At 40.7% G+C, this 13288-nt stretch carries 7 protein-coding genes; 1 reads left to right on the top strand and 6 read right to left on the bottom strand.

Features of this window, described 5'->3' with window-relative positions; genetic code table 11:
* Window positions 1-143: 143 nt before the first annotated feature.
* The 3 genes from AC57BQ_RS05090 to AC57BQ_RS05080 all read right to left on the bottom strand — a co-directional run bounded on the left by AC57BQ_RS05090 (window position 144) and on the right by AC57BQ_RS05080 (window position 4523).
* The gene (locus AC57BQ_RS05090) at window positions 144-737 is read right to left on the bottom strand and encodes an RNA polymerase sigma factor (RefSeq protein WP_496405235.1); all 594 of its coding nucleotides are present in this window, start codon (window positions 735-737) and stop codon (window positions 144-146) included.
* Between the two features lie 275 nt (window positions 738-1012).
* Window positions 1013-3589 (bottom strand): BamA/TamA family outer membrane protein, encoded by a 2577-nt coding sequence (locus AC57BQ_RS05085; RefSeq protein WP_496405234.1) that lies wholly within the window; start codon window positions 3587-3589, stop codon window positions 1013-1015.
* Between the two features lie 313 nt (window positions 3590-3902).
* Window positions 3903-4523, bottom strand: coding sequence for a hypothetical protein (locus tag AC57BQ_RS05080; RefSeq protein WP_496405233.1), 621 nt, complete (start codon window positions 4521-4523; stop codon window positions 3903-3905).
* A gap of 520 nt (window positions 4524-5043) precedes the next feature.
* Between AC57BQ_RS05080 and AC57BQ_RS05075 the strand changes: the two genes are divergently transcribed.
* Complete coding sequence (locus AC57BQ_RS05075) at window positions 5044-5370, top strand: YegP family protein (RefSeq protein WP_496405232.1); 327 nt, start codon at window positions 5044-5046, stop codon at window positions 5368-5370.
* Window positions 5371-5429: 59 nt separating this feature from the next.
* Here AC57BQ_RS05075 and AC57BQ_RS05070 read toward each other — a convergent pair whose 3' ends face one another.
* The 3 genes from AC57BQ_RS05070 to AC57BQ_RS05060 all read right to left on the bottom strand — a co-directional run bounded on the left by AC57BQ_RS05070 (window position 5430) and on the right by AC57BQ_RS05060 (window position 13269).
* Window positions 5430-9521 (bottom strand): hybrid sensor histidine kinase/response regulator transcription factor, encoded by a 4092-nt coding sequence (locus AC57BQ_RS05070; protein WP_496405231.1) that lies wholly within the window; start codon window positions 9519-9521, stop codon window positions 5430-5432.
* 540 nt (window positions 9522-10061) lie between these two features.
* Window positions 10062-12311 (bottom strand): glycoside hydrolase family 2 protein, encoded by a 2250-nt coding sequence (locus tag AC57BQ_RS05065; protein WP_496405230.1) that lies wholly within the window; start codon window positions 12309-12311, stop codon window positions 10062-10064.
* Window positions 12312-12447: 136 nt separating this feature from the next.
* Window positions 12448-13269: a glycoside hydrolase family 16 protein gene (locus tag AC57BQ_RS05060; RefSeq protein WP_496405229.1), complete on the bottom strand. Its 822-nt coding sequence runs from the start codon at window positions 13267-13269 to the stop codon at window positions 12448-12450.
* Window positions 13270-13288 lie beyond the last annotated feature (19 nt).

The raw sequence follows: 13288 nt of genomic DNA, 5'->3' as shown, positions 1-13288 counted from the left end.
CGGTTTCCACCTAAAGAAATAATTACGAGTTTGTTAACTTTTTGTTAAATACTCCAAAACGTAAAAAGCCGGACAATGGCCCGGCTTTTTGATGTTTTAATATTTATATGGTTACTTGATCATATGGGCAGGTAGTGAAATTATTAGAGTAGGTGGCTATTTACGGTAAGTATCATATTAACCAACATCAACCCACCAGCAATAGTAGCTTTATCAAAATTACCATTATGGATAGCGTGCCCCAGCTGCTCAATAGCTTCGCGCATGTGGTATTCTACCTTTCTCTCGGTGATGTCCAATACCTGGGCTATTTCGGCATTTTTAAGACCAAGAAGTCTCAGCTCGATCATTTCTTTTCGGTGAGATGGCAGCTTATTGATCAGTTCTTCAACAATTTTTATAGATTGTTTGGCTACAAATTTTTCAAACGGATTGTAGGTATTCTCCGGGATGTTAAAAGCATCATCGGGCAGTTGTGCTGTTTGATAGCGCGATGACAAGGCCTTTAAAGTACCATTTTTTGCCGAGCGGAATAAATATGGTTTCAGCTCATTAATTTGCAATTTGTCTTTTTGTTGCCACAGATTAAGAAACAGATCGGAAAGTACATCCTTTGCCAGATCTTCATCATTGATCATCGCATTTACATAACTGAACAAAGGAGCATAATTTTCCCTAAATATGCGTTCAAATCCATCCAATGTATGTAATAGGGGCATATTTACTGTTTCCATCATCGGATTGCAAATTAAGCCCAGGCATGTTTATATAACAAAACATCCATGTTAAATTTATATTAACAACACCTATTCAAACTGAAAAGACCCGTAGCCTATGATAACATAAACTACAGGTCTTTTTATTTTTGCTAATGTAAACCCACAAAATGATGGTTTACACAATTTATAGCAAATTTTATTTAATTAACTTATTATCAATTATTTAAACCAACATTAACCCTGAATTGTGTAAACCATGTAAACCCACTTTGTAACAAAATGACCCGGTTAAATTATATTCTAAAGTTTAAAGAAAAATATGGATACCACCCTTCATTAGAGTGCCCGGCCAGTAGCTGCACAATAGTTAAGCCGGCAGGCGAAAAGTATAACCCTCCACCAACACCCTGGTGCCATGTAGTTGAATGTTCATCTTTTATCCAAACTCTGCCCGCATCATAAAATCCGGTTAAGCCCAGCTCGCCCGGTAATATATAACTGGCTATCTTGGCTACTTTTACCCTGCCCTGAAGATTGTTAAATACCATTTGCTGACCGGCAAACCTGTTTTGAAGAAAACCAAGCAAATTCCCCTGCCCACCCAGGAACAGGGATTGATAAAACGCAGGATCGCCAACAGTTATGCCTCCGCCAACACGGTCTGACAGTACTATGGTGCCCTTTGAGTTTAATTTCTGGTAATAGGTAAACTCCGGCTTGATCTGCATAAATGATTTGGAATAGTTGTTAAGCCCGGTATATCCCTGAACCAATACATTAAAATAAAAACCACCGGATGGCAGTATGTTATTGTTGCGGCGGTTGCTGATATAATTTAAAATCAAACCGACGTGCACTTTATCTTTATTTAAAGTGGCACTATCATAAGAATTGGTATGAGTGGTTGGCAGGCTGATAAACTTGCCAACATTATCCTCAGGGTTCATATGATAAAATTGTATTGACGGGCCTGCACTAAATGTACTTCCTTTGCCTGTATGCCAGCGCAAGGCAGGATCAAACTGGTAAGTATCAAAACGGGCTCGATAAAACCGGCGGTATCCCGGAAATTTGTCGAGCTTGGTTTCATTACCACGCCCAAAAAAGTTCATCGTATTGTCCGGTGCCTGAATATAAGCCTGCATTGTAAAATCGGCTTTACCTATAGCCTGAATCCATTCACCGTTATATTTGATCCTGAATGCATCTGTAGCAAACGAATGAGTGATCATTACCTGCTGGATAGTGGAATAAGGTAACTTCCGGAACCCATCCACACCTTTATATTTAAAGCCCAGTCCTAATAAGAAGCCATCATCGGCATTAATAGCTGCCGTTGCTAGCGGCATCCAAACATTGTAAAGGTTAGTTGGCACAAACCGGCCATTTAGCGTATCGGCAGATAAATGCTTACTTACCTGGTTAACATTACCTGTAAAACTTGTCTTATCTTTTGGCCCGTAAACTTTCACACTGCTGTTGGCTTGTTTTATATCGAAAGTTTTATCATCAACACTATCAATAATGCGTAGTTTAATGGGTGACGAAGCCTTATTGATTAAAATATGATCGTTACCTGCCGCAGTGTATAACCTTAGTTCTTTGGTTATATCTGGCTGATAGGTCATGTCCCATATGGTGTTTTTAACCTCTCCTTTTTTGTTAAGGCTTTCCACCGTTACACGCAGGCCATTGTTGGGCGCGTCACTAACAGTGATCTGCTCATCCTTATCAGTGGTGTGCAAATCGACAATCCTGTTTATAAAACGATAATACTCGGCCATGGCCGCCGGTATATTATCTCTGCGTTTTTTTAGTATTGATAATAGTTCCTTATGTCGAAAATCATACGTTTCTTTTGGTAATCGTTTTAAACCTGCTTCTAAGACCTCATCCGTTTCAGCCTTAACAAACTCATTGGCAATCCGCATCCAATCATCATAACTTATCTGCGCATCGGGAAATTGCTTCATAAACCTTGTTTTAAACAAGGAATATTTTACACCGGAGAGGTCGCCCTTAAAATTCCCTAACAAAGGATCGATCCAGGGAAGCGCGGCTATAGATGGAAACAAACCCTGGTTAACATGGAATACCTGGTCACGGTCACGTGGCACAGCTACATAATGTCTTGCTTTATCATCTTTGGTCACTGCCCAGCGCCATTGGTCTTCGTGCCTGTCCCAATCACCTATTAACAGATCAAGCATTCGAGCCCGTAAAAACGCCTCGCCATCAAGCCGGTTATCGTAGTTTTTAGTTAGTTCACGCTGCATCTTAAAGGTATTGTCAGATTCACCTATGGGTTCGCGTTCTTCCAGTAAGCATACCATATTGGTGAATATTTTGCTATACTCACCCAGGGCCGGATCATCAGCAACCACACCAATAACCGGGTTAGCATGAGGTACTTTTGCAGCTACAGCCAACGGAGGGACGATAAGGGCTGAATACGGGTGTTGGGCGCTAAATTCGTCAGCCACCCAATCAACAGCAAACGTACCTTGTAAACCCTCTGGTAATAACTTATCAGGTACTTTTTCAACGCTCCTTAATACCCACTCCCTGCCTGTTTTATCTTCCAGTCGCAATGATTTTGACTGCATGCCACCACCTTGCTTTAAGGTTGTTAAGCCCCCGTTTACCTGCGATAACCTGATCACTGGTAATTTAACAGACATGGCCCACTCTTTACGAAAATTGGTTCCAAATAACCAGCGATGTACACCGGTAACATCATCATAAGAAGGGTGAATTTTAACGATTGTGCTATCCGGAAACTTTTGCCAGGCAGATGGAGCAATTTCCTGAGCCTGCAAGGGTATTACAAAGGCTAAACAAACAAACAGAGAAGGTATCTTTTTTATCATAGGTTGATTTTTATACTGAATATACTTAGCTAAGAATTAAATTAATGAATATAAATTATTGAATAGCTGATAAAACAATTTACTTATATGGGCAAACGTATTAAGCGAAGCATCTATGAATAATATCTACGACGAATTTAGCTTAAATTAAACTTAATTAAAAATTACAAACAGCAAAAGCATAGTCACCTTATAAATGATCGAACTGATAAAATATACTATTGATCTGTAGTTTTTATAGCTGTATAAAACAAAACCCTGTAAATCAAATGATTTACAGGGTTCAAGAATCAACCTTTCTACTTGAGAAAGATTATTCTGTTTTTTTGATATACTGTTTGTTGCCACTTGGAGATAAAGTATACTTACCTCCTCTTGGGCCTAAATAAATAGTTCTGCCTTTGTCGTCTTTTCCAATGGCTTTATCTTCAGATTTATTTGCGGCTTCGGTAACAGTTTTAGTTGCTTTTGCTTTTTTAGTGCTAACAGCTGCGGTAGCCTCATCTTTAGCATCTTTTGCTTTGGCAGTAGCTTTTTCTGCTTTATCATCGGCTTTTGCTTTTGCGTCTTTTGCTGTTGCTACTTTATCATCAGCTTTTGACTTGGCGTCTTTTGCTTTGGCAGTGGCTTTATCAGCTTTATCCTCAGCCTTTGCTTTGGTGTCTTTTGCTGCTGCTACTTTATCATCAGCTTTTGACTTGGCGTCTTTTGCCTTTGCGGCAGCTTTATCGGCTTTTGCATCGGCCTTGGCTTTTGCCTTTGCAGCAGCTTTATCGGCTTTGTCGTCGGCTGTTGCTTTTGCTTTGTCTGCTGCTTTTTCTGTTTTGTCAGCAGCTTTCTTTTTAGCTTTTTTTACAGCAGCGTCAGTTGTCTGTGCAAACGTATTGGCACTTACTAATAATACTGAGAATAATAATACAAATAATTTTTTCATGTTAAAATAATTTTAGTTGTAACGAACTAATTGAAATTTGGTTTACAAGTTTAACAGTTTTGACTAGATACTATATCAATAGGTTTAAAACAGCCATTCAATTTGTTTTCCATGATATTAAAATATTTCTTAATCGATGAACAAACTCCCCGAACAGATGATTTAATTGTTTTGTTGCATTCGATGCTTCCTTTGTCAGGTTTGTCGAAATGGTTGTGTTTGTGTTGATACCTCTTGAGTGAGTTCTTCCATAATAATAGATTTTAGGTTCAGTAATGATTATCTAAATTTAAAAAAAATAAATAAAGAATTAATCGATTCTGCTTATTATTTCAAAAACTAAACCCTGTGTAAGGTCTTAAAGAAATCATCATGTAACCTCAAAATTAATATACTTCTAATGATTCAATGATATCTGTTTTCTTGGCAGACTAGTTCATTTTTTATTAAATACAAGCTTTATGATTTATTTCATTTATCCAAAAAAATGTATATTCGTATAAATCAAAAATCTACAACCATGGGAAAATTTGCAACTAAAACAGGTAAAGACGGACAACATTATTTTAACCTTTTAGCTACTAATGGTCAGGTTATTCTTTCCAGCGAAGGGTATACTACAGCCGCCGCTATGCATAATGGTATCGAATCTGTAAAAAAGAACGCTCCTGACGATAAGCATTTTGAAAGAGCAGACTCCAAAAATGGAAAATTCTACTTTAATTTGAAGGCCTCCAACGGTCAGGTGATCGGCAAAAGCCAAATGTATGAAAGTGTAGCCAGTCGCGACAACGGCATTGAATCTGTTAAAAAGAATGCACCTGATGCTCCAACAGTAGAAGAGTAATTTATTTTTTTAATTAAATAGTAAAAATGTCCCGGACTTTGTTCCGGGGCATTTTTCATTTAAGCCTCTTCTATAAACTCACTCGGAGTTTTGCCATACTGCTTTTTAAATTCCTTACTAAAATACTTACGATCGCTGAAGCCGACCATATACGCTATCTCATTGATGGTATATCGTTTACTTTGCAAAAGTATGGTCGCATTATTCATTTTGATGGACTTAATAAATTCATTGACAGACATTCCTGTGAGCGCACTCAACTTTTTATACAATATCGGTTGACTCATAGCTACCGCCTTTGCCAATTCTGGCACTCCAAACTCTAAATTATCAATATCTGCCTCTATGATCCTGATCACTTTACCCAGGAAATCGTTATCAATAGAATCAACCAGCTTTTTTACCTTCTGATCGTTGTTTGCATGTTGAACAGCAATTTCTCCTTCACTTTCGGGAACAGGTTTAAGCTGACGATTGAAGCTTTGACGTATCCTTTCGCTGGCCGTTAAAAGATTATTTAACTGCAATAATAATATCTCGATACTGAATGGCTTTGACAAATAAACATCCGCTCCCATTTTTAGACCTTCGGCATGGCTTGAATCAGAGGCCCTGGCAGTTAAAAGAATAATGGGGATGTGATTTGTCCTTTCATCTGCCTTTAGCTTATTGCACAAAGTAAAGCCATCCATTTCGGGCATCATCACATCACTAATGATGATATCCGGGATATTCTCTTCAGCTAATTCCCATCCTTTTAATCCGTTATCACCCGTGATCACCTCGTAATGATCCTGTAAAAACCCACTTATAAATGCTCGTACATCAGGGTTATCCTCCACCAACAAAACGAGGTATTTTTTACTTTCAGCAAGTTTGCTACCGATCACGGGACTAATTATAGTCATATCGGAGCTTACCACAGGCTTCGCTAATACCGAAGGATCCTCCACCCGTTGCCTGATCAGGTCTTCAGGGCTAAAATGATCTGTTCCCTTGCGCAAGTTAACCGCAAAAGCGGTCTTGTTACCTTCGGATGATAACTTACTCTCCACCGTAATAGAGCCTTGATGTAATTCGACTATACTTTTAGCCAGCGCCAGGCCGATACCATAACCCGTATTCTGCTTTCCATGATCGTTTTCCTGAAAATAGTTCTCAAATAAATTACTCAAATTTTCGGGTGCTATACCTTTACCATTATCGGTTACTGTAATGGTAATTTCATCCTTCTTTTCTTCTATAAAAATACCAATATGCCCTCCGTAATTGGTAAACTTAAAAGCGTTATAAATTAAATTGTAAAACACCTTTTCTAACTGTTCTTTATCAAAATATACCCTGATATCATCCGCGGAAGAGATCAGGTCTGTAGTGATGTTCCCTGATATGGAATTATCATAAAACGAGGTCAGTATTTCCTGCAGGATGTTTACTATATTATATTCCGCCACATGAAGTTTTAGGTTCCCGCTTTCGGCTTTGCGAAAATCCATCAGTTCGTTAACCAGTTGAAGCAGGCTATCGGAATTCTTCTTTATGATCTGCAATTGTTTGGTATTTTCGGCATCTTCCTTTCCGAACAATACTAATTTTTCCAAAGGCCCTAATATTAAAGAAAGGTGTGTACGGATCTCATGCGAGATGTTGGTAAAGAAATTCAGCTTTAACTGGGTAAGCTCCTTATCCCTGCGTAACAGCGACCGGAGAATAAAAAAGCGGGCTATCAAAAACACCAAACCGCCTATAAACAATATATATAAACACCAGGCCCATATGGTTTCCCAAAATGGTGGTAGCACCTGTATATGCAAAACCGCGGCCCGCCCCCACACGCCATCATTATTAGCCCCTTTTGCTAAAAACGTATACCCCCCCGGCGAAAGATTGGTATACGGTGCCGACGGGATATCGGTATGTACCCAATCGTTGTCAAAGCCTTGTAATTTATAGGCGTATTTGTTCTTTTCAGACTTGATGTAGTTTAACACGGCAAAATCTACAGTGAACACATTTTGCGCATGTGTAAAGGTTATTTTTGGGGTCAGGCTGATATCTTTTTTTAATATTCCATCAGGCTGATTGATCCCGACGGGTTGATTAAATAATTTCAGAGCGGTGATGATAACAGGTGGTGCGATATTATTATCCTCAATTTTGGATGGAAAAAAACTGCTTAAGCCATTATATCCTCCGAAAAGCATTTCACCGTCAAAGGTTTTAAAACAGGAATTAATATTAAAAGTATTCCCCCCTAAGCCATCGCTTTTGTTATAGTTTTTAAAGGTTTGCGAAGCGATATTGAATTTGGATAAACCATTGCCAGTACCCATCCAAAGGTTATGGTTTGCATCCTCTAAAATACTCTGCACGTTATTGTTGGCCAGCCCTTCTTTTTCTGAATACGTGATAAATCTCTGCTGACTGTTATTGTACCTGGCCAGTCCCCCATAATATGATCCCACCCAGATATGGCCCTGCGTGTCCTGATAAATGCAATTGATATCGTTGGATTTTAAGCCATCCCGAGTAGTGAACAATTTTAAACCACCATGCACATGATCTAATAAGTACAATCCATTAGTTGTCGCTATCCATATATTCCTTGCTTTATCTTCCTGTAATGTTTTGACAGATCGTTTGCCAATTTTAGTAATAACCGGATTGTTAGCCGCCTGTAGTACCGTATTATTTCGCCTAAAAACAAGCAAACCGTTTTGAGTACCAACCCAGAAATTATTTCGCGAATCTTCCAAAATGCCTAACACTTCAGAACCTAATGTTACCGGGTCGTTTTCCTTATAAAGATATCGCTTAAAATTACGGGTAACCGGATTAAACAGATTTAAGCCGCCGCCATGCGTCCCTGTCCAAACATTTCCGCTCCTGTCAATATATATCATCTTGACCAGGTCTGATCCAAGCGATGTCGGGTCGTTTACTTTATTTTGATAGGTGACTACCACATCGGCCTTACGGTCAAAATAATTTAGTCCTCCCCCTTCGGTACCGATCCATAGGTTATGTTTATTATCTTCCCATACTGCGCTCACTACATTGTTATTGATATTGGAGTGATAGCGTGTTGTTTGAAAGGTCAAAAACGTGGTATTGTTACTGGATACCATATTGATACCTCCCCAATAAGTACCTATCCATACCGTATTGGTGTTATCCATGAACACACTGTAGATGGAATTCTGACTCAGGCTACTCTTATCCTCCGGATCATGTTTATAGGATGAAAATTGTTTTGTTGCAGGATCAAGAATACTTAAACCACCCTGTGTACCGATCCATATTTTACCGGAGCTGGCTGTTTGCAGTATCCGTATGTTATTATTCACAGGGCCATTTACACCATTATTGCTCAAAAACCGGATACAGGTGTTGGTGCTTTTATCATAAAGGTTGACACCCCCATGCACCGTACCGATCCATAAGTTATGCTTCAGATCTTCGGTAATGGTGGTCACATAATTGTCGCTCAGACTATTGGGATTATTTTCCTTATGCCTGAACATTTGATATGTATACCCGCTACCTCGTTTTTGCATTTTGGTAAGTCCGGCTGACGAACCTAGCCAGTACACACCCTCATGATCCTGGTATATGGTATGCACATTGGTTCCATACAAACCGGCAACGGAATCAGGAACGACCACCGAACTGAAATTGCCTGGTTTCCCGGCCGGCAGCATGTGCAAGCCGTTTGATGACCATACCCAGACGTTTTTTTGCCGGTCCTGATAAACCGAACTGATAATTTGATTACCCTTAGCTGGTGAAGGTGTACCTAACAGAATCCTGTCAAAACTATCCGTTTCGGGGTTATACTTGTTTAGTCCATTGCGTGTACCTATCCAAAGTGCCTTGTGTGAGTCAAGCAACAGACCAGTAATATAATCTGATGAAAGGCTTGATTTATCCGCAGGATCATTTTTGTATATCTTGAAACTGCGGGTATTATACTTGTTAAGCCCATGCTGGGTGCCGTACCACATAAATCCCCGGCCATCCTGAACTATGGCCAGTACCGAATTTTGCGACAAGCCATTATCAACCGTCAAATTCTCAAACGCGATACGCTGACTATAAGCAGCCGAGTAACAGCCTATGGAAAACAGGAATATGGTTATAGTAAATTTCATTTGATTGACCGGTCAAATAAAACTAACAAAATTCCAGTTACATTAATAGTTTTTATTATCAGAACGATTTTCTTTAAGTACTGGCTGTCGTTAATTTTTTGCAAATGAGTCAGAGCATCGATGTGCTTGCCGGCTGATTCAAAAACTTTTTAAACCTTAAATTTTAACACTTTTTTAGTCAAAACAGCTTGAAAAAGCTTGATTTTTATCCATTTTAACAAAGTTTTAACGCCATTTTAACACTTTTTAACAAATTTTTGGTGGGTTTTGAAAGGTTTAAAAAGTATTAATTTATTGAAAATCAAATAACTAAATAAAAAACGGTTGTTTTTTGGGCCTTTATTTCCTTAAACACAACGGCCCGGTTCCCTTAAAAAAAAGGAAACCGGGCCGTTGTATATACAAATATACCGAAATTTTTAGGCATATAAAAGTTCTGAGTCATCAAAATGTGTTTAATGGAATAGCTACGAGATTGCTTCGTCGTACCTCCTCGCAATGACATGGGGTTTATTTGGTTGCTTTTGCCCAACATCTCCATTAATTGCCCTTTGTTAACCCGTTTTTATCTTCCAGTATCCATTCACAGGAGTCCTGTAAAACTTTCCCGTCGGTGTTGGCGCTAATTTCAATTTTGTTTTTCCCTTTGTGTAATGCGACATTCTCCCAGCGGATGATATGCAGCTCGTCCGGCTCGCTGGTGGCGATGGCGCTTCCGTTAACCTTTAGTTTTACATGTGCCACGGTGCTGTATACTTTTATAACTGTGGTCTGCTGTGTACGTACCTCATTCCGGCGGTCAGTGATATACAGCATGGGTTCCGGGTTCCAGTTGGCTTTGTAGAAATAAAAGGCATCTTTTTTCACCTTCCGGTCATAAGTAACCAGGCCTTTATCGTTGATGCCGGAGGTGTCCCCTTCTGTACGGATAGAAGAGCCAAAATCGGCCAGTGCCCAAACAAACTTGCCCCAGATAAATGGACGTTTGCTCAATTCCAACCAGTTCATTTCGTGATAGCTCGTTTGCCATTCTTCCGGGTGGAACTTTCCGTCGGCATCCGGCTTAATATTATTCTCGGTATGTTTAAACGGACTACCGCCTGCCCCATATTCACTTACGGCAAATGGTTTTTGCGGATAGTTGCGATGGGTTTTATCAGCCCAGGCACCTATCTCCTTAAATTCGCCACCGTACCAGCCATAATATTTGTTCCAGGCGATAAGATCGGATACCTGATTAAAGCGGTCGCTATCTAAAAAGGTGGCGCAGGTGGTTGGCCGGCTTGGGTCTTCTTTTTTAGCCAGGGTGTTCAATTCTTTTATAAAAGGTACAGGGTCATCATGATCCAGTTTCAACTCGTTGAAGAGTCCCCAGAAACAAACCGATGGGTGGTTATAATTCTGGCGGATCATCTCGGTCAGCACCTGCCGGGCTTGCTGTTCCAGTTCCGGGTTCTTCAGATACCCGGCACCGGTATAACCACCGGGACCAACAAATGGGATCTCGGACCATACCACCATGCCGTTCCTGTCGCACAGGTCATAAAAATATTTACCATGTGGATAATGCGTTAAACGGAGCGCGGTAGCGCCAATCTCTTTGATCAATTGCATGTCTTGATCATAATCTGCAGTATCCAATGCCGAGCCCTTGCCTTCCACATCTTCATGAAAACCTACGCCGTGCAGATCAAGATATTTACCATTCAAAGTAAAACCCTTGCCAGCATCTACATGGTAGTATCTTAAACCCAAAGGCTGTACCACCTGATCGATCACTTGCCCGCCTTTGAGTAAACTCACCTGTACCGTGTATAAATAAGGATCAGCCTTTCCGTTCCACAAATGTGGCTTTTGGAGGCTGACGGTTTGCGTAGCATCCCGGTTATTGCTTACGACGTTTGTGGCCGAAGCAACAACATGTTGTTGGGCATCAATAACGTCCGACCTGATCTTTAAACCAGTTGTAGCTGTTACCGAAAGTTTGGTTAAAATATTCACCGTGGCCAACTGCTCAGATACCGAACGAGGTGTAAGATAAATGCCTGACGAGGCATGATCTAAAGGCGAGATACAATCCTTTGCCGTAACCAATAAGGAAACAGGCCGGTGAATTCCGCCATACACGTTAAAATCGCCGCATAGTGGCAATACATCCGTCCGGGATGCATTACTCACCTGCACCTCTACCTGGTTTACTTCGCCGGGCTTCACAAAATCAGTGATCTCTACACAAAAGGCTGTATAGCCCCCTTTATGTTCAGCAACAAAATGCTTGTTCACTAACACGGTTGCCACGGAGTTCGCGCCTTCAAAATATAAAAACAGGCGTTTGTTTTTCCAGGTGGGATCAAGCGTAAAGTTTTTTTCATAAATGCCGCTTTCCCTCTGATAATTGCCATTGCCGGATAATACGTCCTTCGCGTTCCAGGTATGGGGTAACGTTACATTGATAGTTTCCGGTTGTTTGCGTACATCGTAAGCCAGATGGAATTTCCAGCCGGTGTTAAAGCTGATGGTTTCGCGGGTTCGACTCACCCCGCCTGCGCTGCGCTGGACGACCCTCTCTCCGGCTTCGCCGCATAGAGGGTAGGAAAAACTTTTATTTTCTTTAAATCCCCTCTTTCCGCCAAAGGCGAAGAGAGGGTGACCGAGCGCAGCGATGGTCGGGTGAGTCGAACGCGCGATATGATGAGCCACATCTAATGATAAGGCCCCCGCAATAGCATTACCCGTACCAACAAACACCAGAAAAAAGAGATAAAAATATCCCGATAGTAATTTATTCATAAAAAGATAGAAAGAGAGGATTAGAAGTAAGAGTCAAGAACCCAGAATCAAGATCATTTACCGATTTAAGCCAAAGAATAAAGATCAACCTGGGTGTTTTTCTTGATTCCTGACGCTCAATGCTTGACTCTCTTTTTTATTGATAAACCCGTACATAATCAACGTAATACTTTAAGGGCAGCAAATTGTCGCTAAACGGACCTGCCCATGATCCCTGGTGACCTAAGGCAAGGTTCAGCAACAAATAAAACCGTTTCTGAAATATATTACCTTGTTTTTGCTGTGCTTTTTTGATGTCAAAAACCATATATTTAAGGTTGTCATAATAAAATTCCAGCCGGTCGGGGTACCATTCCAGGGCGTAAATATGGAAACCATCGGCAGGTGCGCCTACCGCCGGACTTTCGCCCTGGTGCTGGTCTTTGTCCAGCGAATCGGCATAATGCACGGTACCATAAACCTTTGATGGATCGCGGCCCAGGTATTCCATAATGTCGATCTCGCCGCAATCGGGCCATTTGGTTTGGCCATGGTTAGCACCCAGCATCCAGATAGCGGGCCATGAACCTGCCCCACCAGGCACTTTGGCACGAACCTCTACCCTGCCGTACTGCCAATCGGCTTTGCCCTGGGTGATCAAACTTGCAGAGGTATAATGCGCGAACTGATCTTTTTCGAACCAGTTTTCCGAGCTGGCTTTGTATTTAGCATTGGGATATTCCTCCTTACGCGTCTCTATTACCAGCATACCATCCTCAACCCGGCAATTTTCCAAACGGCTGATGGTATAGTACTGGGGCTCGTTGTTACGCACGAAACCATTTTCATAGGTCCACTTATTTTTGTCGGGCAAACCTTTGTAATTGAACTCATCGGCCCAAACCAGTTTTTTGTATCCCTGGGCGTAAATGATATGTCCCGATAAGATGATGATAATTAATAAAAATAGTTTTTTCATTGGATGTGTATTACAAGAT

The sequence above is a fragment of the Mucilaginibacter sp. BGA-UO-ETr-C110 genome, assembly GCF_059567985.1.
This window is presented reverse-complemented; position numbering and strand designations above follow the sequence as displayed.